Source organism: Paenibacillus sp. IHBB 3054, assembly GCF_051594305.1.
Lineage (GTDB): Bacteria > Bacillota > Bacilli > Paenibacillales > Paenibacillaceae > Paenibacillus_AQ.
Genome location: NZ_JBOFBG010000028.1, coordinates 19,366 through 40,474, shown reverse-complemented (window position 1 = coordinate 40,474; position 21,109 = coordinate 19,366). Strand labels below are relative to the sequence as shown.

Below are 21,109 nucleotides of genomic sequence, written 5' to 3'. Positions count from 1 at the left end.
TATGAAAAAACGAGCGCTATGGGAAGATATTTTTCGTGAAATCGGGCACACCAAGGCCCGCTTTATTTCAATATTTGCAATTATTATGCTGGGCGTCAGCTTTTTCTCAGGGATCAAGGCAGCCGGGCCGGATATGCTGGATACCGCCGGAACCTTTTACCGGGAGACGGGGTTGATGGATCTGAAAGTGCAGAGCACCTACGGTTTGACCGAAGACAACCTTAAGCTGCTGAAGGATGTGCCGGGGATCGGTGAGATTCAGCCGGGTTACAGCGCGGATGTGTTCGCCGGAGACAATGCTTTGATCCTTAAGGTCTTTTCGTACAATACAGATGCAACGCTTAACCAATACCGCATGATCGAAGGACATCTACCGGAGCATTCCGGAGAAATCGTGCTGGATGACGTGCTGGCCGGAGAATATGCGCTCGGAGACAAGATAACGTTTAGCGGAAACGGTAAGGATACGGAGCTGACAGACGACTTTGGTACACTGGATTATACCGTAGTGGGCTTTGTGCGGAGTCCCCAGTTTATTGAGAAGAACAACCGGGGGACCAGTACGATTGGCAAAGGCACGGCGGATGCGTTCGCCGCTATCCCGGAGGCAGACTTTAAGCTGCCAGTATATACGGAAGCCTATCTGTCTTTCACGGATACTGCCGGGCTGAAGGCTTATTCGCCGAAGTATGAGGCGCTGATCGAACAGCATACTCAAGCGGTAGAGCAGGCGCTATCCGGCTTGCCGGAAGCGCGGCTTGCGGAGCTGCGGGCGGAAGGCGAAAAGGCGTTGTCCGGCGGCCCCCTGGAGGTGGCTGCTGCCAAGCAGCAGCTCGCAGCGCTGGAGCTGCCCAAGATCTATGTCACAGACCGGAATGTAAGTCCGGGGTATACCGAATATAAAGACAACGCTGACCGGTTGTCGGCGATTGCGAGCGTGTTTCCGGTGTTCTTTTTCCTGATAGCTGCGCTGGTCAGCCTGACGACCATGACACGGATGGTTGAGGAGCACCGCCTGCAGATCGGAACACTTAAAGCGCTTGGTTATGGTAACCGTGACATTATGGCCAAATTCATGGTCTATGGCACGCTTGCCAGTCTGGCGGCTTCGGTAGTTGGGCTTGCCGTGGGCTTCACCCTGTTGCCTACCATTATCTATAATGCGTACAGTTCACTCTATAACCTGCCGGATATCGTCAAGAGCTTCTATCCTTCGTATTCCATTCTCTCCGTTATTGTGGCGCTAATTTGCACTACGCTCACGGCTTGGATCGCTTCCCGGGTAGAGCTGCGCAGCAACGCTTCCGTATTGATGCGTCCGAAGGCGCCGAAGAGCGGGCAGCGGATTATACTGGAGCGGGTATCCTTTGTCTGGAAACGGCTGAATTTTGTCCAGAAGGTTACCGCACGGAATCTGTTCCGCTACAAGCAGCGGATGTTCATGACTGTGTTCGGTGTAGCCGGCTGTACGGCGCTGATCCTGACCGGGTTTGGCCTCAAGGACTCGATCGGCAGCATCGCCGGAGAGCAATTCGGCACGATTATGAAATATGATGCGCTTGTAGCGCTGCATGATGATGTACCTGCCGGTTCACGGGATGCCTATGAGCAGTTGATCACCGGGGAGTCCGCCATCACCGGGACGCTGAATGTGGCGCAGGAAACGATGACCGCACGTGCCAGCGGTGTAAATGACCAGGATGTGAATTTGTTCATACCAGCAGCTGTTGATTCGTTATCCGACTATGTGGAGCTGCGGGACCGGACAAGTGGAGAAGGGCGGAAGCTTACAGACGAGGGGGCTATTGTCTCGGAGAAGCTGGCTAAGCTATACGGGCTTGAGCCGGGCGACAAGTTGAACGTCGTGGACAACAAGAACGAAACCTTCAAGATTCAGGTCGCGGGGATTACGGAGAACTATGTGATGCACTATGTGTACATGACACCGGCGTATTATTCTTCTGTATTCGGGAAAGAACCGGTATTCAACACAGAACTGCTGAACTATGGCGTGCAGGATGCAGCCTGGGAAGACGGACTCAGTGAAAAGCTGACGGCTAGTGAGCGTGTTGCTGCGGTCAGCTTCTCCAGCAGTGTAGGCTCCGCCTTCGACGATACCATGAAGAGCATGGACGTTGTAACCTTGGTGCTCATTGTGTCAGCGGCGGCACTGGCTTTTGTCGTACTTTACAACTTAACCAATATCAATGTGTCCGAGCGGATCCGCGAGCTGTCGACGATCAAGGTGCTGGGCTTTTATGATAAGGAAGTAACGTTGTATATTTACCGCGAGAATATTCTGCTGAGTGTACTCGGCATTGTGGCCGGTTCTGGGCTCGGCATATTGCTGCACAGCTTCGTTCTGAGGACGGCTGAGCTGGATGCGACGATGTTCGCCCCAATCATCAAGTGGCCCAGCTATGTGTATGCCGCGCTGTTAACCTTGTTGTTCTCGGGTATTGTTATGGCTTTCATGCATATCAAGCTCAAACGGATTCATATGATTGAGGCGCTCAAGTCAGTGGAATAACGCTTGATAACAATATGAGCAAAGCCAGCCGATATCGGCTGGCTTTTTGTCAAATAAGGGACGATAATTTCATATGCAGGATAGGAAAAGGGTTTCCCTGCTCATCCAATGCAGACCGGTCAAACACTTGAAATCCCATATGCTCGTAGAACCCTGCAGCTTGGGGATTCTGCTCATTCACGTCCACCTCGTGTACATCCAGTGCTTCAAAAACCCGGGCAACCAGCTTTCTGCCGATGCCTTGCCCCATCGCCTCAGGGGCTACGAACAGCATCTCAATCTTATGGTCCTGCACCCCTATGAAGCCCAGCGGCTGCTCCTGTTCATCGGTGAACACAAGCAAATGGCCGATTTCCCGGAGTCCTTCAAGAACCACAGGCCGAAGAGCAGCGATATCCTGTTCGGAGAGAAAATGATGGGTAAGGCGTACCGATGCTTCCCAAATGCCCAATAGACCGGATAGCAGACCTTCCGTTCTGGCTATGACCCGAAGTATGCGTTCCCGATCTTCCTCCGTCATCAGCTTGAGGACGCCGCGGCAGCCGAAGCAGCCGCAGCTGCAGTGATTGCAGTCTGCTGGGCAATGATAATGTTGGTGATGCTGGTGGAGAGCACCGTGTTCAGGATACCGTTTTGCACTTCATCCACAGCTTTGAACGCTGCCAGCGCAGCAGACAGCAGCAGCAGCTCCTGCTCGGTGATCGACCATTTGCCGAACCCCTTTTGCGTGCGGAGAAATTCGAAGGTCCTGGAGACATCGTTCACAATGTCCTCCCTGCTTAGGGGAAGCAGGGACAGCACGCCAAGCGAAGATAGGGTGAATTGCTTGTCCATGCGGATGTTCTGTGCAAGGAAGGCATCGCGTAAGGCCAGTACACGGTCCGCCGCCTCCTTGGCTTGATTGCCAAGAACCAGCACTTGTGTCAAGGCTTGCACGCTGTTGCCGGACCGGAATTCGGGCTTAAGCGTGGCATAGAGCTGCTCCATCCGCTCCACGCCGCTTTCGATATCGATATCGGACAGGCCAAGCATGGCGGCGAAGATGTAATCATCCTGCCCCGTAAGGAAACGGTGCTTCGCCTTCATGCTGTCATAAAACCGCTTTGTCCGCTCTACCGTGCGCAGATATTGATCCGGCGCTTGGTTTGCGGCAATTTGATAAGCCGCCACGACCAGATAATCGGAACCATAGAATTTGATATCCTTCAACATGTCATATACGGACAGCGTGTTTCTAAGCTGTCCTTCCCTGTCGGCAGAAAGGGAGAGCAGGGCGGAAATGCTGATTGCAGAAGTCCCTCTGAATGAAGAGAAGAGGCCGGTGTTCTCCTTGATCAGCTCATAGCTGGCGCGGATCGCCCCTTCATCTGCAACTTTATCCTCTATTGTGTACAGTAATGCCGCTAACCGGCTGACCAGCGCATTTTGCCAAGGGAACTCCTTTTTGATACTTTGTGCGTTTTGTGCGAACAGCACAAGCCTTGCTGTATACGGTTCCTTCATTAGCAACCACCTCTCACTAAACTGTGTTTAATTTCCTATTAGATATTTTACTATAAAATGCAAAAATGAAGAAAAACGAAAGCTATAGATGACTATATTTAAAGTCTACCTTGCCGGGTGCAGTGTACTCAGTCAATATTGAATTAGGAAAGTAAGCGGTACCCGAGAAAATTGGAGGGCGATGCTAGTGATGAAGGATTTTGTAATCCGAAATCCGAAAGAAGAAGATGCGGAGCAGATCGGGAGCCTGGATTTTGTTCTTAATATGACCTATCTGTATCATGGTGATCTGGATAAGAGAAATATGTTCTGCGCAGTGAATGGGGAAGATAAAATTATAGCGGTTGCCCACCTGATGGAGCATGAGACCTTTCATGCGGCCGGACATGATGAAGACAAGGATTTCATCCGATATCTAAAGTTTCAAATCCTATTTGCGGACGGTGTTGAGGATGAACAGATTAAAGATGCCCTGACGGATGCGTTAATTAGACGATCCAGAGAAATTAAAGCCGAGCATCCGGATAAGCGCATTGTACTAGCTGAATATTTAGACGCGGAAAATCTCAAGGATTTGAGCTACTACCTGGCCCGCGGATTTACCATCCGGGACACGATTATCGTATTTAAATTCGACCTCAGTCAGGACATTCCCCGCTATCCTTTACCGGAGGGGGTGCAGGTGCTGCCATTTCTACTAGATAACAGCGAGGCTTTGGAACAGTATCATCAAGCGGAGCTCGCTTCCTTTGACGGTGTCGCCTGGAGTATGAACCATTTAAGCTGGATGCAGGGATCGCCGGAAATGGTCAACTTTTGTGCGTTTGCCGGCAATCAATTGATCGGCAACACGTCCACATGGCGCATCACGGATGAGCGGAGCGCAACGGAAAGTGTTTTTGTCATACCGGAGTGGCAGAAACAAGGCGTCGCCCGGAGCATGATATGCACAGCTCTGGAGCATCTGAAGCAGCAGGGCAAATCAATCGCCACCTTGGGCACACATGGAAACAATCAGAAGGCCATTCGCCTATATACTCAGATTGGCTATGAGCTGTACGGGTTCATCCTGACGATCGGCTATGCAATCGATTAAAATACGTAAAAGGAACGTCCTGAAATGGACGTTCTCTTTACGTCGTATAAGAGTTAGAACGATTACGCTTCAAAGCGAATTATACAACTAGGAAGCTGCCAATGTAAAAGTGGAACAACCAGGCAGCGTGGTGCTTCCAGCCAAGTTTTTCGTCGGGATCATCAAAATTGGTTGTTCAGCTGGATGCGCTGGAATACTTGTGGAGGCTGCGGTTGAAGAAGAGTGTCGCAATTGTAAAAAGGATGACCATAAGCACGGCTCCTGCCGCAAGCATAAGGGGCTCAGCTTTCTGGACAAGTGCTTCAGCCGGAACCGATACAATGAACCCGACAGGCAGCACCCACGTCAAGACCAACCGGAGCGGGCGCGGATAGATGCCGATCGGATACCGTCCCGCTTGCAGGATATCTTCCATAATCCACAACAAGTAGGTCCCTCTGTACCAAAAAGCGACAGAGCTCAGAATCAGCATCACGGAATACAGAATTCCGAGTGAAATAACTAGTGCAAGCAGAAACTGAGCAGCGGCTAGGAGGGTTATTTCGCTGTTCATGCCGTCTATCGCGAAAAGGATTACACCTGTGGCAACGGCGATATGCAGAATCGATCAGAGAGACCATTCCCGCACACTGATGTAATATTGGGTCGATATAGGTTTCAATAGGGTATAATCAAACGTCCCGCTTTCAATCTCGCCGTCCATGCCGCCAAGCTTGTTCATGCTGGGGCCGATCACAACATTTTTTACGGCTTGCACCAGCATGTAAACGCCGAGCACAGCCAGAGTCTCCGGCATCGTCCAGCCGTTAAGGACCTCATTGTTGACGTAGAGAATATAAATTCCCCCAATACCGCCTGCCAGACCTAACACCGCACTTAAAAAATTCATAACAAAGTTCAGACGATATGCTGACTCATTCTGAAACGCCGCTTTCATGAAGGTAAAGATTAGTCTGAAATATCTCATGGTTATCCTCCCACTGCCGAATATTTACGCTGGCCGTACCGGTTCACACCATAACACACAAGCATCAATACAGCAGTCCAGAGCAGCTGCATGGTGAAGCCCCGGATCATGCTCTCACGGTTTAATGTGCCCATAAGCGCCTCCACCGGGAAAGAGATCAGGTACCGGTAGGGCAGAAAATGCGTAAGCTGGTTAAGCTGGCCGGGGAACAAGGCAAGCGGAGCCACCTGTCCGCCGAACAGAAAGATGAAGGTATCGTTGACACTGAGCAGTGCCGAGGAATGCTGTGTCCAAAAAGCGAGAAGGGACAGGATGTAGGCTAGCAGAAAGCGAATCATGAGTGCAAGCATAAGGGCCGCAAGGCCGGCAGCTACGGACACAAATGTAAAACTGGCCTGCACGCCCAGCAATAACCCGAGTAGCGTAACCACAACCGCAACAAACGGGATGCACACCATTTTGACAGCCGCTTCTTGTCCGACCGCTCCATAAATAAGAGGCAACGGGCGCAGCAGCGCTGAGGATATCGAGCCATTATGTATCGCTTGAGCCGTTGACCAGTGTGTCGTCGGATACGTCATTTGATTGATGAGGATGAGGCACAGATAGTATAGAACAAAGGCATTCCTGTCATATCCCCCGATTGTGCCGGATGACGCAGCCGTCGACCAGACGATCATATAGATCACAGGTCCGATCATCCAGCCGAGTGCAAGCGTCCAGAAGAATCCTTTTTCCGACATGAAATTGAAGAGCTGGCCCCGAATCATCGCTATTCCGCCGCGGATATTCATACGGTGATCCCCTCTGCATATATGGTGTCAATCACTGATTCAATGGGGGGATCAGCGATTCCGAAATCAATGAGGATATACCTGCTCATCAGCATTCCGCTAGTCCTCACGACATCCTCTTTCTTTACCCGGAGGGTGTACTCATTTCCGCTATTCTCAATCCATTCTGTGGGAATTCCATCTATCTGAAGGCTCTCCGGGCTCAGAGGAGGATTATCTTCTTCAAGAGTCAGCTTAATGATCCGGTAAGGCGTGATCTTGTCCGTCAGGCTGGAGAGCTTACCGTCATAGACCAAGTGTCCGCCGTTGATCAGCATCACCCTGGAGCAAAGCGAAGTGATATCGGACATATAATGGCTTGTCAGAATAACCGTTGTACCAAATTTCTGGTTATATTCCTTCATATATTGCCGCAGCCTTAATTGCATTGTCACGTCCATCCCAAGTGTCGGCTCATCCAGATACAGGATTTCCGGCTTATGCAGAAGGGTGACAATAAATTCGCATTTGGACCGTTCACCGAGCGAGAGGTTGCGGGCGCGTTTTTGCATAAGCTTACCTACATCGAACATGTCCCCAAGCTCTACAAGATGTCTTTTGAAATCCGCTGTGGGCACTCCGTAGATCTCTTTGAAAATGTGCATCGTATCATACACGGTGTTATTCCACTGCATTTGGCTGCGATTGCCCATGAGCATGCTGATCTTCTTGAGATATTGGGGTTTGCGCTGCCAGGGCGTAAATCCCGCCGCCGTTGCACTGCCTGAAGTCGGGTAGAGCAGCCCGGAGAGCATTTTGAGTGTCGTGGTCTTGCCTGCGCCATTCGGCCCGATGAACCCCACCATTTCGCCGCGTTCTATGGCAAAGCTCACCTCGTCTACAGCCTTAACTTCATTAAACTGCGGACGGAACAGGCTGCCGAACGCCGAACGAAGGCCGGCTTCCCTGACTGGAATACGATATGTTTTTGACAATCCATTTGCTTCGATATGATACGCCATAGATTCATCCTCCTTTGATGACAGGAGTTTATCATGCCAGGGGAGGGGGGGTGCGAAACTGGAAGGTTCTATTTGATAGCTGTTGTTCTCTGTGGTATAACAGATGTATCTTTTTTCCAAATGGGGGTTGTTGCATGCCGGAACAGTGGGGACACTTCGATATTATCCTTGGGTCAGTCATGAGCAGCAAAGGCATTGACAGCGGGAGGCTGGCTCAGCTTGCACACGTTCAGAGGAGTCAGCTGAATCTGTATATTACCAATGAAATCAAGCGTCCCGATCTTGGCGTTCTGGCCCGGATTTGCACAGCGCTTGCTTGTGACATTGGAGAGATTATGAAGTTTACCCCCGGTGAATCAGCCGCGAGGCCCAAGCCGATTCTTAATACATCCGGTGAAGCATTTTATAGGACAGGACAAATCGCTCAGGAGCTGGGCGTACATCCCAACACGATAAGGTTTTATGAAAAAATAGGGCTGATCTCACCGGTAGAACGCACGGAAAACCGCTATCGGCAGTTTACATACAGACATCTTACACAGCTTCGGGTTTGCCGATTGATCTTCGGTACCCCCTATACCAACCGCACTCTAAGAAACACCGCCTTTTCGGTTGCAGCTGCCCTTAAATCATGGGATGTGGAGCTGGCGTTAACCAATGCTGAAGCCTATCAGCATCTATTGGAGAAGGAATACGCCTCTGCACTGGAAACAGCGTCGCTGCTTAAGAATTGGACCGAGAAAGGCCAGCTGCCCGGCACAGGGAATGTGTATAGCCATAAGGAAGCCGCGTCTTTGTTAGGAGTCACACCGGAAGTGCTGCGCAATTGGGAGCGCAACGGGCTGATCTGTGTTCCGCGGCAGCCTGATCAATCCCGCGTCTATGGAGATGAAGAAATTGCAAGGCTACGCATCATCTATATGCTCAGGCAAAATCATTACAGCATATCCGCTATCCAGCGCAGTATGCTCATTTTCGACAGTGGCAACAGCGCCGGAGCCGTTCTTGCGCTTAACCAGCCTGCGGCGGATTTGGAAATTGAATTTGTCAGCGCAGGCGATCATTGGCTGGACACCCTTGCCAGCCTGACTATAAGCGCAGCTGCAATCAAACAAATTGTAGTGGAGATTAGATAGGAAGGCTCCAATTATTCACCACCCGATAGCCATCTCAAGATAGCAACCTTCACTTGCTGCAAATAACTTTATAAAGAGTGACATCAGGGTTGACGAAGCGCAGCAGAAACCCAATCCAACCGGGAACAATAAACAAGCAGGAGCTCAAGGTCTCCTGCTTGTTTTTATCTACACTATTTATTGGGTATTAATCACAAATTCCACGCCTTCTTTGCGATTTTTTGCATATTCAGCGGTTGCTGTGAATAGTAAGTCGGAAGATGAGTTAAGCGCAGTCTCGAAAGAGTCCTGCAGAACACCGATAATGAAACCTACACCAACGACTTGAATCGCAATATCATTCGGAATGCCGAAGACGCTGCATGCTAGAGGAATCAGTAAGAGCGATCCTCCGGCAACACCTGAGGCACCTGCAGCAGAGATAGCAGACAACACACTAAGAACAAGCGCCATACCAAAATCCACTTCAATGCCGACCGTGTGAACAGCAGCGAGGGTCAAGACGGAAATTGTAACAGCTGCACCCGCCATATTAATCGTAGCACCTAAGGGAATGGACACAGAATACGTATCTGCATCCAGATCCAGCTTTTCACATAATCTCATGTTGATGGGAATGTTTGCGGCTGAGCTGCGAGTAAAGAATGCGGTAATCCCGCTTTCCTTCAGGCAATGGAAGACAAGAGGGTAAGGATTTCTACGAATATTCAGATATACAATTAACGGATTAATCACAAGCGCCATGAATAACATACATCCAATGAGAACAAGAAGTAGTTTACCGTAATCAAGCAGAGATGAAAGTCCCTTTGCTGTAATAGAATCAAAGACAAGTCCCATGATGCCTAATGGTGCCAAGCTGATTACCCACTTGACGATTCGCGAGACAGCATCTGAAAAATTAGTAAGCGTGTCTTTGGTGTTATCATTGGCATTTCTAAGAGCAAAGCCAAGTAATATAGCCCATGTCAGGATACCGATATAGTTGGCATTCATTAGGGCGTTTACCGGGTTATCGACCACATTAAACAGCAAAGCTTTGAGTACTTCTACAATTCCATCAGGTGGAGTCAGGTCGCTCACACCCTTTACAAGTGATAAGCGTACCGGAAACATAAAACTTACGATAACTGCAATCAGCCCTGCCAAAAATGTACTTAAACCATACAGAACAAGAATCGCTTTCATATTCGTTTGTTGGCCTTTTTTATGTTTGGATATGGCCGACATGACTAAGAGCAAGACCAATACAGGTGCGACTGCCTTTAATGCCAGTACAAACAAGGAGCCGAAAATGCTGACCCCAGTTGCATCAGGAATCAATACAGCTAGAATTATACCAATTACAATCCCCACAAGTATTCGTTGTACTAGGCTCACTTGGTTCCACTTGAGCAATGCTGTCTTCATTACTTCCCCCCGGTTTCAATATGGAAATATAACTAAGCCCTGACGCCTGCTTTATCGCGGCAGCGTATGTAAGTTTATCACGAAAAATGTCGATTGTGTGCAACTGTAAAAATTTGCACACCGTTATTCGATCTTCCGCTTTTTGATAGTGTTCCGCCGGAAATGGGCGGCTTGTCAGGTGCAAATGTCCATTTAGCCACTTACCCGATTGGGGGGAGTAAACGGGACTCTATGGTTTGCATTAATAACGAGCTTAACGCTCTTGGGATGCTAACCTCAACATTTGTTATGCATTACCCGGGTTCTCCGCCGCACTGTGTTTCTTCCACTTTCTGATTTTGGCGCGGAAGTTGGTGAACGGTGCGACTGAATTGATGTGAATCCATCGGGCCATCGGCCAGTTATCCTTGCTGCCGGTCCATTTGCGGGTGCCTTGGGTGAACAACTCTTCTTCGGTTAACGTACCGATCCATTCCAGCCACTCCTGCTCCCTCTGACGGAATAGGTCTCGCAGCTCGGCGAGGGATAATGCGGCATATTGCTCGTAGAAGGACTGGTAAAGTCCGCCAAGCTGGTTCCATTTATAGCCGGGTGACGGCATGTGGACCTCATGGCCTTCCCGTTCATCCTTGTCCCAGCCCATGACGAGCGGAAGCCAGCCAAGCTGGTAGGCGATAATTTCGGCGGGTGTTTTATCCACCTCAGGTATTCTTGCATCCCTCTGGCTGTCGTCGATCCCGTCAAATTCTGCATCCAGCAGCACATACTTGGAATGAATGGTCTCGATTAATTCCTCTTTGGACGAATATTCATAGCTTGCCACAGCAGCGCACCTCGTTTTTATTCTAGTTATACCATAGAGCAGTGACGACAGTATGTCATATTTAACCAAAGCAGGATCATAGCAAAAATCTATAATCGTATATAAAGGATGGAAGTGAGATCACGCTAATTTTGTTAATGGCCCAAACTATTTACCTGCTGTATTATAAAATCCAGATTAAGGGTATTGGGAATCAGCTGGATCATAATTCTTTTAAGTTTATAGAAAAGCATTTAAAGCCTAAGGAACTCTAGTCCCGATGAATCGATACGGCAACACAGCGTGGAGTAATGTAGAAGATTATCTATTGGCAGTCCCCCAGTATGGGGAGTTCTGGTACGTGGAAGAATAAGACGAGCGGAATATGAAACTATTGGAGGAATCTGTGATGCAGAAAATAGTTACGAATTTATGGTTCGATACCGAAGCGGAAGCAGCGGCCAGCTTTTATATCTCTATCTTCAAAAACTCCAAAATCATAGATACCCTGTATTACGGAGAAAACGGGCGGCGGCCCGCCGGAACGGTTCTGACGGTGACGTTCGAGCTTGACGGTCAATCGTTCACTGCGCTTAACGGCGGACCTGAATTTAAGTTCAGCGAAGCCATCTCCTTATTGGTCAACTGTGAGGGACAGGAAGAAGTTGATCATCTGTGGGAGAAACTGTCCGAAGGCGGCTCCAAAGGGCCATGCGGCTGGCTAAAGGATAAATACGGCCTGTCCTGGCAGATTTGTCCCACCGTCCTCGAAGAAATGCTGAAAGATCCCGATCCGCTCAAAGCGCAGAGAGTTACAGAGGCGATGATGGGTATGGGCAAGCTGGACATCGCGGCGCTGAAGCGGGCGTTCGAAGGGGAGTAGAGGCGACACTTCCAGACTAAATAAGGTAAAATAGAACTGGGTGCAAGCGCGTTTGCGTCTTCAACATAAATAGAGTGCAGCCCGTTTGGGGATTGCACGACACAAAGGAGAAGAGTAACGATGACTGAAAGAATCCCGGAAATTGAATTGAACGATGGACTAAAGGTGCCTGCGATTGGATTTGGGACTTACCGCTTGAAGGGTGAGGGCGGTGTGAAAAGTCTTACAACAGCGATTGATGCCGGCTATCGCTTGCTGGATAGCGCCTTTAATTATGAGAATGAAGGAACGATTGGCGAAGCGGTTCGCCAAAGCTCTGTGCCGAGGGATCAGCTGTTCATTACGTCCAAGCTGCCGGGGCGCCATCACGCTTATGACAAAGCGGTGGAAACGATCCAGGAATCCTTATATCGGGCCGGATTGGACTATTATGATTTCTATCTTATCCATTGGCCGAACCCCAATGTGAATTTATACGTTGAGGCCTGGCAGGCGATGATCGAGGCCAAGAAGCAAGGGCTGATCCGCTCCATAGGGGTCTGCAACTTTTTGCCGGAGCATATAGAGCGTTTGATCAAGGAAACTGGAGTAGCGCCAAGCATGAACCAAATCGAGCTGCATCCTCTGTTTAACCAGGAAGAGCAGCGTCGTTGGCATAAAGAGCACGGAATCGTGACCGAATCATGGAGTCCGCTCGGACGGGGCAGCAGTATTCTGGAGAATGACAAGCTTGCTGAAATTGCCGGAAGATATAACAAGTCAATCTCCCAGGTCATCTTGCGCTGGCATGTCCAGCTTGGAGCGGTTCCGATTCCCAAAGCAGGATCTGTAGAGCATCAGCGAGATAACCTGAACGTGTTTGATTTCGCATTGACTGAAGCAGAAATGGAGACAATTTCAGGATTAACCTCAGCATCCGGGCGTATCGCGGATCAAGATCCGGCGACCTATGAGGAATTCTAAACGTACTTGACGCATGTGTGTTCACAAATGCTATAGATCGGACAACCCTATCCGCAGTAATGGATAGGTTTTTTTTATGTGCAGGTGGGCAAAAGGGTTCGATTCATAATTAAGCGGGCGCGGGCATTTAACCGATAAATAAGTATAGTTGAAAGGACACGGAGGATTTATTGAACGTTGAAAAATATACTCAAAGTCGCATCCACGATCATACTGCCGTTTGCTCTGCTTGTGCTGGCGTACTTCTTTGCCAATAACACACATACCTTGTCCCAGCCGCAGCTGGAGCTTGTGAGGCTTGCCCCCTATCCTATCTTTCTGATCGGAGGCGTCCTCTCCTGGAAATTCAACCGCAGCCGGGAGTTTTTCCTGCTCCTTATTTTTACGCTCAGCCTGGCCTCACTGCAATATTTGCGGGAGCTGCCCGGCGCGGGTGGCGAGGTGTCGGTGTCCGATCTGCACTCCATTCTCTGCCTGGTGATTCCTGTCAATGTCCTGATCTTCTCTTTCTTTAAGGAGCGCGGGATATTCAGTCTATGGGGACTTCTCCGCATTGCATTTATATTGGCTCAGGCAGCAGCCGCCGTGTGGTTGTTGAACCCGGACCAAAGCGTCATTCTGCACCGGATCGGCAAGGATCTGCTGCCTGTAACGCTGCGTGATCTCACCCCATTGTCGCAAGTCTCGCTGATTGCTTTTGTGTTGGCGGGGATAAGACTTATCATCAGGCAAGTTTCCCAGAAGTCATCGCAGGATATTTCTTTCATTGCGGTGCTGGCGGGAATGTTATATGTGCTGCATAGCGAGTATGATCTTATCCTATATTCCATATTATGGGGCGTATCGGGGATCATTCTGATCACCTCGATCATTCAGGATTCGTATTCGATGGCGTTCTCCGATGAGTTGACCGGACTTCCTTCCAGGCGGGCCTTGAAGCAGGATATGATGAAGCTGGGGATGAATTATGCGATTGCCATGCTGGACATCGATCACTTTAAGAAATTCAATGATACTTATGGCCATGATACGGGGGATGAAGTGCTAAGGCTCGTCGCTTCTACCTTAAGAGAGGTTGCCGGAGGCGGAAGGCCCTTCCGTTATGGCGGTGAGGAATTTACGATCCTGTTCCCGGGTAAAAGCATTCAGGATGCTTTGCCGCATCTGGAAGAGCTGCGCGAGAAAGTGGCTAAGCGTGCTTTTACACTGCGGGGGAAGAACAGAGGAAAAGGTAAAACAAAGCGCAAATCGAAATCTGCAAGCTCAAGATCAGCCAGGCCCATTTACATAACGATAAGCATCGGCGTTGCCCAAAAAAATGAAAAAAACAAAACGCCGGATACGGTCATGAAGTCTGCGGACACCGCCTTATACCGGGCCAAGAAAAAAGGGAGAAACTGCGTAAGTAAGTGAATATTCTATTTCATAAGGCACCAAAGCAACAAAAACATACATAGTATAGCGGTTCTTAGACCAAGCAGAAACGGGGGCATTCGGTAAGGTTCAATGTTGGAGCAGGCAGGAGTATTCTTAGCAAAATTATAATCGATGGAGGAAACAACGAATGAAAAAGCTATTTAGTCTGCTGCTTATATTGTTAATGGTTACACCAGCCTTTGGCAGCACAACCTTTGCGGACAATGCGGTGAAGGCTAAGGTGGCAGAGAGCAGCACATTTTTTAATGGAGAAGAGAAGCAGTCTAACGGATTCGCGATACTCGGCAATAATTATTACAGCTTGCGTGATATCGCCGAACATTTCTCTGGAACCTCCAGCCAGTTCGATATTACCTGGAATAAGAAAAACAACGCGATTGAGATCATAACCGGACAAGCCTATACTCCTGAGGAGAGCGGAGGCAGCAAATATTACAGCCAGAGCAGCAGCTATAGCGCTACACTGTCCAATTCCAAGGTGGTGCTTGACGGGCAGTTGCAGTCTATTAAGGCCTATACGATTGACGGCAGAAATTATTTTCAGTTGAGAGATTTGGCCGCCAAGATTCCGTTTGAGCTCGAATACGACAATAAGCTGAACCAGCTGTCGATGTTCTCTAAGGTTCCGGACCATGCGTACCGTGTGAAGACGGGGGCTGCGGTGGAGAGCAATGCCGAATCGTCTAATTTCCCCAGATGGAAAAGTACAGTAGAGTCCTACCTTGTCAACAATAGCGACGGGACAGTAAGCGTCATTGAGGCGGGCAAGGAGGTTGCGATTGAAACGTACAATGCCAAATATGAATTGACAGCAACTCAAAAAGTAGCTTATGAGCTTCCGCTGTTCGGCGGCTTCTACAGCGGTGAGAAGTACAACTATATTGCGTTTGGACAAGAGAACCGTGAAGAGGATAACAGCAAAGAGGTCATTCGCATCGTCCGTTATGATAAAAGCTTCAACCGTATCGACAGTGTGTCTGTTAAAGGCGGGGAGAGCTACACGGTAGTACCTTTTGATGCAGCCTCCGGAAGGATGGCCGAACAGGGAGATACGCTTGTCTTCCACACCAGCCGTGAAAGATACACGACAGAAGACGGATTAAACCATCAGTCCCAGCTCACAATTATCGTGAACACCAGCACCATGACCGTGACCAATGATATGGGAAGATTTCAGAAAAATCATGTCAGCCACTCCTTCGATCAATATGTGCTGTTCGATGGAAGCAGCCATGTGCTTGTGGATCATGGTGATGCCTATCCCCGTTCAATCGTCCTGAATAAAGGCGACGGCAAGAGTTACAGCGAGGTGGACCTGTTCCAGATTCCTGGGAGAACCGGGGCGAATGCCACCGGGGTTTCGGTTGGCGGGTTCGAAATGTCCGCAGGCAATTATATTGTTGCTATGAACAGCATCGACCATTCCTTGGTTAAAGATTACACCTCTTATGAGATGGTTGGCCTGGAGAAGGATCAGCGGGATATCATGCTGAATGTATTGCCCAAGAACAGCCTTGCCAGCGCTTCCGTTAAACATATCACCCTGGCTAAGTATGTAGGCACCGATCGTATTGCCTCCATACCGAAACTGGTGAAGATAACGGATGACAAATTCATGGTGCTGTGGCAGGAATTTGATAAGGACAATCATCCGGGTGATTTGAAATATGTATTCATCGATGGTTCGGGGCAAGCCGCAGGTGCGATCCAGACGATTAAGCATTTTGTATTATCCGAATGCAATCCGGTCGTCAGCGGGGGCAATATTGTCTGGTACACCAACAGCAATGGTTCGCGGCTATTCTATACGATTCCGGTGAACTAGGCAGCAAATTATAGCGGGACTCTCTCCCGATCCTAACAGCATCAGGCCGCATCCTTATTCGTAAGGGCGGCCTTTTTGCTGTGCCTTTTGCATTGGAATGGAAATAATCTTCCGTTTAGAGAGCCCAGTTCTGGTTACATAAAGAGATAAGAGTTGAATCATTTTGGACTGAGGAGGAATTTACGATGAGTGATCAATATACGATTCAGGACCCTGTGAAACAATATCAGAAAGCCACGCCGGAGTTCCAGCAGCAGCAGCCCGCTCCGGGACTGGAGAAGGCGATGCATCCGAAGCCGGATGACGGTGCGGAAACCTACCGCGGCAGCGGACGGCTTACCGGACGCAAAGCGATTGTTACCGGAGCAGACAGCGGGATTGGCCGCGCGGTGGCGATTGCCTTTGCCCGCGAAGGTGCTGATATAGTCCTGTCCTACATGCCGGAGGAAGAGGCTGACGCGAAGGAAGTGGTCAAGCTTGTAGAGGAAGCGGGCCGCAAGGCCGTCGCCCTGCCAGGCGATCTCAAGGATGAGGGCTACTGTGAGCAGGTGATTGCCGCAGCGGTCGAACAACTGGGCGGAGTCGATATTCTGGCCAATATTGCGGGCAAGCAGCAATTCGTCCCGGATATCGCCGATCTCACCACGGAGCAGTTCGACGCCACCTTCAAGACGAATGTGTACTCGCTGTTCTGGCTCTGCAAGGCGGCGATCAAGCACATGAAGCCGGGCAGCACGATCATCAATACTTCTTCGATTCAGGCGTATCAGCCTGCACCGATTTTGCTGGACTACGCAACCACGAAGGCTGCGATTAATACGTTCAGCAAATCACTCGCTCAGCAGGTGGCGGGCAAGGGGATCCGGGTGAACGTTGTGGCTCCCGGCCCGGTGTGGACCCCGCTTCAGGTCAGCGGCGGCCAGCCGGAGGAAGTGCTGAAGGACTTTGGGGCGAAGACGCCGCTGAACCGTCCCGGCCAGCCCGCCGAGATGGCTCCGGCCTATGTATTCCTGGCCAGCCAGGAATCCAGCTACATCAGTGGTGAAACGCTGAATGCCAATGGCGGGATGCCGACGCCGTAATCAGGATAGTCCCAAAAAGCAGACGCCGTTATGCAAACGGCGTCTGCTTTTTTCGTTATTATAGCTAGGAACAATGGGGGGATTCACTCCCCTCCGTACTCTACACCCCGAACCTTGGCAAATATCATAGTATGTCTTAAAGTACCCGTTACATCACATTTGTCGTTGCGCAGCGTCCCTTCCAAGGTAAAGCCTGAACGCTCAGCGATTCTGGCACTCTGCACATTGCGGGAATCACAGCGGATTTCAATCCGGTTCGCCTGCAGCTCCTGAATCGCGTATTTCGTAATGGCATCTACGGCTTCTGTGATGTACCCCTGCCTGGCGAAAGCGGAATGAACCCAATATCCGATCTCGAACTTGCGTGATTGCCAATCGATCCGGTGCAGGCCGCTGCTGCCGATTAATTCCCCCGTTTCCTTCCGGAATAAGAGCAGCCTCAGATCTGTACGCTCCAGGAATTCCAGCCGCGAGCGGCGGATGCTTGCTTCGGATTCCTCAATGGTAGGTACTTTGTTTGCCCAAGGCATCCACGGACGCAATTCCTCAATGCTTTCTTTGACGGCCTCGTTTACAGCAAGACCATCTCCCCAATGTGGGGCGCGGATCAGCAGGCGTTCACTTTCAAAGCTTTCGGGTATGGATAACATAATAAGGTTGCTATCTGTGATGCCCATAGGTCCAACTCCTTGATTAGATTTCACTAGTCTATATTCTATCGTAATTGTTCTATACTATGAAATAATGCACTCGGAAAACAAATAGTAACGATAAAATAACTATATAGATTGAACTTAAGGTTTTAGAGTACAGGATCAGTCGCAACTACGGTGAATATTTGGACTTCCGGCCGCTGTTGTCTTCAGATTTCTTGATTTTAACCGCTATTAGCGGTAGAAATCCGAAGACAAAGGCGGACACTACCGCTCCTCCAGTTCCAAAATCCCCCTCCGTTGCTCCTTTTCCTTATCTCAAGTTTTTAAGTTCATTCTATATAATATTTTAGATTAGGAGGTATAAACCATGAAGTTATCCAGAGGTATTCCCGATCATCACGGGATATCTTCCAGAAACCTCTTAGATTTCTTCACTGCGATCGAACAACGGGAGCTTGAGGTGAACCAGTTTATGCTGCTGCGGAACGGTGTAGTAACGGCTGAGTTTTCACGGACACCGTATCGCCCGGATTGCCCACAATTGCTGTATTCGCTGAGCAAAAGCGTCACCTCCATAGCTGTAGGCATCGCCTGTGACGAAGGGCTTATGGAACTGGAGGCCCCGGTGATCTCCTTCTTTCCGGACAAGCTGCCGCAGCGGATCTCTGCCAACTTGGCGAAAATGACGGTGCACCATCTTTTATCCATGAACGCAGGCCACCATGATAATATGTATGCCGCTGTGGCCAGGGAGCAGGACTTTGTGCGGGCATTTCTGGCACAGGATGTTCCGCATGAGCCGGGAAGTTATTATGTGTACAGCACGCATTCCACCTATATGCTGTCTGCCATTATGGAGCAGGTTGCGGGGCAGGGCATGGTTGATTTTTTGATGCCAAGATTGTTTGAGCCTTTAGGCATACCTCGCCCATCATGGGAGACTTGTCCGCTGGGTATTACAGCAGGCGGGATGGGATTAAGCTTATCGATTGAAAGTATCGCGAAATTTGGCCAGTTGCTGCTGAATAAAGGACTGTATGCGGGAAAAAGAATTGTGTCTGAGCAGTATATCGAATTAGCCACTATGGAACAAAGTGACAACCGCCGCCTCGCCAGAGCAGACCGGGTCGACTCGGCACAAGGCTATGGATACCAATTCCATCTATGCCGGCGTGGGGCGTATCGGGGGGACGGCTCTTTTGGCCAGCTCTGTTTTGTGGCTCCTGAACAGCAAATAGTTATTGCGGCCACCTCGGCCTTTGAGAATATGACGAAGCTGCAGCGTCTTTTAGACTTGATTTATGATTACATTATCGATCGATTAGACCAAGGTGGGGTCAAACGGATTTCCAGTCACTCTGAGGATATGCTCAAGCTCCAGCACCGGTTGGGGGCTATGGCTTATCCTGTTCCTGCCTTCAAGCCTATACCGGAAAATATACCGAATCTGGTTAACAGATGTTATTTAATCAATGAAAATCCCCACGGTCTCCAAAAAATCATTTTTGAGTGGAAAGACGAACAACTGGAGCTTCATATGTTCTATGGGGATGAGCGGGATAACGTCATTCTGTTTCATTTTTCCAAGCCGCTTCATGGGGCAGATGTGTTCCCTAAAGACTTATCCCAAGAGCGGCAAGAGGTGGTCACGTATGCGCTCTGGGAAAATGCCAGCATGCTTCAACTCATCCTGTTCTACATCGAAACGCCATACGTGGTCACCTATACAATAGCCTTTCATGACAACAAAATCGACTTTGCGTTCAACATTAATGTATCGCTTGATATACCGAACTATAGGGTTACGGGAAATCCCGCATAATACAGGCGGATTTATAGCTTGATGTGCTTGTGAAGATTGCTGTTGTCCCGTAACACAAGCAGCTTATCCTGATACGGCTTCAAGGCTGCGAAAATTTCAGGCCGCTCTTTCTGCTGATGTCCGTAATTCCATATGTACATTTTTTTCAGCATTTCAAAGGATTGTTTATAATTCCCTTTTTGAAACCCCAGTTTTTGTACGGCGAATCGTTTGAATATGCGGTAATTCCTTTTCCAGATATGTGTGTCCAGATACATAATCATCTCTGCCTGCTCAAAGGATTGCATTACCCATTTATGATGCACGCCTTCAATGATCCACTTGTCAGTGGCAAGGATATTATTCAGTATCTGGTCTCTGTCTTCCACGCTGTTCCTGACATCACCGCCTTCTGTCCGCCTCCATACGATGTTGTCGAGCTCGTAATAAGGGATATCTAATGAGGAGGACAGATTTCTTGCTAAGGTGGATTTACCGCTGCCGACGGGACCAATGATATGAATCCTGTTTGGTTTTACTCGGTCCATTGTCTGGGTCCGATCACATGGAAAAGTTGCTGGCTGGCGGGATTTAGCGCGTGCAGGATTCTTTGCACAGTGAAATCGCTAATGGGCCGGGGCAGGTCGTCTACAGCACAATATTTGCACTCCACAATCTCCGGCGAGCAGGGTTTAGGTGTTTGATAGGAGTCTTCTTTACAAGTGAAAACAAAATGGTGCATATCATTACTCGGGTCATAGTAGACCCCGGTTAAAGACTCTGGAGTGACCTTAAGTCCTGACTCCTCCAGCACTTCGCGCCGCGCGCTTTCCTCTGCCGACTCTTGTGCCTCGGATAACCCTCCGGGCAGTTCCCAATTGTATTTACCGTAGCTGTGTTTAACCAGAAGGACATGCCCTTCCAGATTCAGGATGACTGCTGCCGCGCCGATCAGTTTATTTGACACAATAGACACTCCTTAATCGTTATATTTAGGATGATTGCTTGTCTGGTGGCTGACTGATCAGGTTGCCGATACTATTTATAATAGTAAGCAATGGCTGAACAACAATCAACCGCCGGGTGTGATTCCCTAGATGCTTTCCTCTACCACAAAAGTCTACTGAGGTCAATACGCTAAAGGATACCTAAAAGTAGTCTTAGGTGCTATTCACAATGAATGGCAATACCGTTATCTTATATATTAAGAAGTGTTCTTTATT

The 21,109-nt window shown here is 49.3% G+C and carries 18 protein-coding genes and 1 pseudogene; 9 read left to right on the top strand and 10 right to left on the bottom strand.

The features are described 5' to 3' along the window. The first annotated feature begins 1 nt into the window (after position 1). Positions 2-2,530 (top strand): FtsX-like permease family protein, encoded by a 2,529-nt coding sequence (locus ACQ76X_RS24555; RefSeq protein WP_438496347.1) that lies wholly within the window; start codon positions 2-4, stop codon positions 2,528-2,530. Between the two features lie 49 nt (positions 2,531-2,579). Here the strand turns inward: ACQ76X_RS24555 and ACQ76X_RS24550 are convergent, their stop codons facing one another. Together ACQ76X_RS24550 and ACQ76X_RS24545 are read right to left on the bottom strand one after the other, a co-directional pair. After that, positions 2,580-3,050, bottom strand: a complete 471-nt coding sequence (locus tag ACQ76X_RS24550; protein ID WP_438496345.1) for a GNAT family N-acetyltransferase — start codon at positions 3,048-3,050, stop codon at positions 2,580-2,582. Continuing rightward, entirely contained in the window at positions 3,050-4,033 is a 984-nt protein-coding gene (locus ACQ76X_RS24545; protein WP_438496344.1) for a DUF4003 family protein, read from the bottom strand. The genes ACQ76X_RS24550 and ACQ76X_RS24545 overlap by 1 nt, the downstream gene beginning before the upstream one ends. 190 nt (positions 4,034-4,223) lie before the next feature. On the opposite strand from ACQ76X_RS24545, the gene ACQ76X_RS24540 reads away from it, so the two are divergent. Continuing rightward, a complete protein-coding gene (locus tag ACQ76X_RS24540) occupies positions 4,224-5,129 on the top strand; it encodes a GNAT family N-acetyltransferase (protein ID WP_438496402.1) in 906 nt (301 codons plus the stop codon). A 175-nt stretch (positions 5,130-5,304) separates the two neighbouring features. On the opposite strand, the pseudogene ACQ76X_RS24535 reads toward ACQ76X_RS24540, so the two are convergent. The 3 genes and pseudogenes from ACQ76X_RS24535 to ACQ76X_RS24525 all read right to left on the bottom strand — a co-directional run bounded on the left by ACQ76X_RS24535 (position 5,305) and on the right by ACQ76X_RS24525 (position 7,891). Next, positions 5,305-6,018: pseudogene (locus ACQ76X_RS24535) on the bottom strand (ABC transporter permease). An 80-nt stretch (positions 6,019-6,098) separates the two neighbouring features. Continuing rightward, complete coding sequence (locus ACQ76X_RS24530) at positions 6,099-6,890, bottom strand: ABC transporter permease (RefSeq protein ID WP_438496343.1); 792 nt, start codon at positions 6,888-6,890, stop codon at positions 6,099-6,101. Further along, positions 6,887-7,891: an ABC transporter ATP-binding protein gene (locus ACQ76X_RS24525; RefSeq protein WP_438496342.1), complete on the bottom strand. Its 1,005-nt coding sequence runs from the start codon at positions 7,889-7,891 to the stop codon at positions 6,887-6,889. Before ACQ76X_RS24525 ends, ACQ76X_RS24530 begins: the two co-directional genes overlap by 4 nt. A gap of 134 nt (positions 7,892-8,025) precedes the next feature. Between ACQ76X_RS24525 and ACQ76X_RS24520 the strand changes: the two genes are divergently transcribed. After that, a complete protein-coding gene (locus tag ACQ76X_RS24520) occupies positions 8,026-9,027 on the top strand; it encodes a MerR family transcriptional regulator (RefSeq protein ID WP_438496341.1) in 1,002 nt (333 codons plus the stop codon). A gap of 177 nt (positions 9,028-9,204) precedes the next feature. Here ACQ76X_RS24520 and sstT read toward each other — a convergent pair whose 3' ends face one another. Both sstT and ACQ76X_RS24510 read right to left on the bottom strand, forming a co-directional pair. Continuing rightward, entirely contained in the window at positions 9,205-10,437 is a 1,233-nt protein-coding gene (sstT, locus tag ACQ76X_RS24515; protein WP_438496340.1) for a serine/threonine transporter SstT, read from the bottom strand. 286 nt (positions 10,438-10,723) lie between these two features. Further along, the gene (locus ACQ76X_RS24510; protein WP_438496338.1) at positions 10,724-11,260 is read right to left on the bottom strand and encodes a ClbS/DfsB family four-helix bundle protein; all 537 of its coding nucleotides are present in this window, start codon (positions 11,258-11,260) and stop codon (positions 10,724-10,726) included. Positions 11,261-11,648: 388 nt separating this feature from the next. On the opposite strand from ACQ76X_RS24510, the gene ACQ76X_RS24505 reads away from it, so the two are divergent. From ACQ76X_RS24505 to ACQ76X_RS24485, 5 genes are all read left to right on the top strand, one after another. Further along, complete coding sequence (locus ACQ76X_RS24505) at positions 11,649-12,122, top strand: VOC family protein (RefSeq protein WP_438496337.1); 474 nt, start codon at positions 11,649-11,651, stop codon at positions 12,120-12,122. A 120-nt stretch (positions 12,123-12,242) separates the two neighbouring features. Next, positions 12,243-13,085 (top strand): aldo/keto reductase, encoded by an 843-nt coding sequence (locus ACQ76X_RS24500; RefSeq protein WP_438496336.1) that lies wholly within the window; start codon positions 12,243-12,245, stop codon positions 13,083-13,085. Between the two features lie 177 nt (positions 13,086-13,262). After that, entirely contained in the window at positions 13,263-14,498 is a 1,236-nt protein-coding gene (locus ACQ76X_RS24495; protein WP_438496335.1) for a GGDEF domain-containing protein, read from the top strand. Positions 14,499-14,649: 151 nt separating this feature from the next. Continuing rightward, the gene (locus ACQ76X_RS24490) at positions 14,650-16,347 is read left to right on the top strand and encodes a hypothetical protein (protein ID WP_438496334.1); all 1,698 of its coding nucleotides are present in this window, start codon (positions 14,650-14,652) and stop codon (positions 16,345-16,347) included. A gap of 185 nt (positions 16,348-16,532) precedes the next feature. Further along, on the top strand, positions 16,533-17,429 hold the full coding sequence (locus ACQ76X_RS24485; protein WP_438496333.1) for an SDR family oxidoreductase: 897 nt from the start codon (positions 16,533-16,535) through the stop codon (positions 17,427-17,429). Positions 17,430-17,512: 83 nt separating this feature from the next. Here ACQ76X_RS24485 and ACQ76X_RS24480 read toward each other — a convergent pair whose 3' ends face one another. After that, complete coding sequence (locus tag ACQ76X_RS24480; protein ID WP_438496332.1) at positions 17,513-18,106, bottom strand: GNAT family N-acetyltransferase; 594 nt, start codon at positions 18,104-18,106, stop codon at positions 17,513-17,515. Positions 18,107-18,452: 346 nt separating this feature from the next. Here ACQ76X_RS24480 and ACQ76X_RS24475 point away from each other — a divergent pair, with 346 nt between their 5' ends. Continuing rightward, the gene (locus ACQ76X_RS24475; protein ID WP_438496331.1) at positions 18,453-19,907 is read left to right on the top strand and encodes a serine hydrolase domain-containing protein; all 1,455 of its coding nucleotides are present in this window, start codon (positions 18,453-18,455) and stop codon (positions 19,905-19,907) included. An 11-nt stretch (positions 19,908-19,918) separates the two neighbouring features. Here ACQ76X_RS24475 and ACQ76X_RS24470 read toward each other — a convergent pair whose 3' ends face one another. Both ACQ76X_RS24470 and ACQ76X_RS24465 read right to left on the bottom strand, forming a co-directional pair. Beyond that, on the bottom strand, positions 19,919-20,434 hold the full coding sequence (locus ACQ76X_RS24470; protein WP_438496330.1) for a DNA topology modulation protein FlaR: 516 nt from the start codon (positions 20,432-20,434) through the stop codon (positions 19,919-19,921). Continuing rightward, positions 20,422-20,853, bottom strand: a complete 432-nt coding sequence (locus ACQ76X_RS24465; protein WP_438496329.1) for an NUDIX domain-containing protein — start codon at positions 20,851-20,853, stop codon at positions 20,422-20,424. The genes ACQ76X_RS24470 and ACQ76X_RS24465 overlap by 13 nt, the downstream gene beginning before the upstream one ends. Between the last annotated feature and the right edge of the window lie 256 nt (positions 20,854-21,109).

What these genes read in the sequence shown, in the direction of transcription:
- ACQ76X_RS24555 (WP_438496347.1), top strand. Translation starts at nt 2, where the DNA reads ATGAAAAAACGAGCGCTATGGGAAGATATTTTTCGTGAAATCGGGCAC.
- ACQ76X_RS24550 (WP_438496345.1), bottom strand. Translation starts at nt 3,050, where the DNA reads ATGACGGAGGAAGATCGGGAACGCATACTTCGGGTCATAGCCAGAACG.
- ACQ76X_RS24545 (WP_438496344.1), bottom strand. Translation starts at nt 4,033, where the DNA reads ATGAAGGAACCGTATACAGCAAGGCTTGTGCTGTTCGCACAAAACGCA.
- ACQ76X_RS24540 (WP_438496402.1), top strand. Translation starts at nt 4,224, where the DNA reads ATGAAGGATTTTGTAATCCGAAATCCGAAAGAAGAAGATGCGGAGCAG.
- ACQ76X_RS24530 (WP_438496343.1), bottom strand. Translation starts at nt 6,890, where the DNA reads ATGAATATCCGCGGCGGAATAGCGATGATTCGGGGCCAGCTCTTCAAT.
- ACQ76X_RS24525 (WP_438496342.1), bottom strand. Translation starts at nt 7,891, where the DNA reads ATGGCGTATCATATCGAAGCAAATGGATTGTCAAAAACATATCGTATT.
- ACQ76X_RS24520 (WP_438496341.1), top strand. Translation starts at nt 8,026, where the DNA reads ATGCCGGAACAGTGGGGACACTTCGATATTATCCTTGGGTCAGTCATG.
- sstT (WP_438496340.1), bottom strand. Translation starts at nt 10,437, where the DNA reads ATGAAGACAGCATTGCTCAAGTGGAACCAAGTGAGCCTAGTACAACGA.
- ACQ76X_RS24505 (WP_438496337.1), top strand. Translation starts at nt 11,649, where the DNA reads ATGCAGAAAATAGTTACGAATTTATGGTTCGATACCGAAGCGGAAGCA.
- ACQ76X_RS24500 (WP_438496336.1), top strand. Translation starts at nt 12,243, where the DNA reads ATGACTGAAAGAATCCCGGAAATTGAATTGAACGATGGACTAAAGGTG.
- ACQ76X_RS24490 (WP_438496334.1), top strand. Translation starts at nt 14,650, where the DNA reads ATGAAAAAGCTATTTAGTCTGCTGCTTATATTGTTAATGGTTACACCA.
- ACQ76X_RS24485 (WP_438496333.1), top strand. Translation starts at nt 16,533, where the DNA reads ATGAGTGATCAATATACGATTCAGGACCCTGTGAAACAATATCAGAAA.
- ACQ76X_RS24480 (WP_438496332.1), bottom strand. Translation starts at nt 18,106, where the DNA reads ATGGGCATCACAGATAGCAACCTTATTATGTTATCCATACCCGAAAGC.
- ACQ76X_RS24475 (WP_438496331.1), top strand. Translation starts at nt 18,453, where the DNA reads ATGAAGTTATCCAGAGGTATTCCCGATCATCACGGGATATCTTCCAGA.
- ACQ76X_RS24470 (WP_438496330.1), bottom strand. Translation starts at nt 20,434, where the DNA reads ATGGACCGAGTAAAACCAAACAGGATTCATATCATTGGTCCCGTCGGC.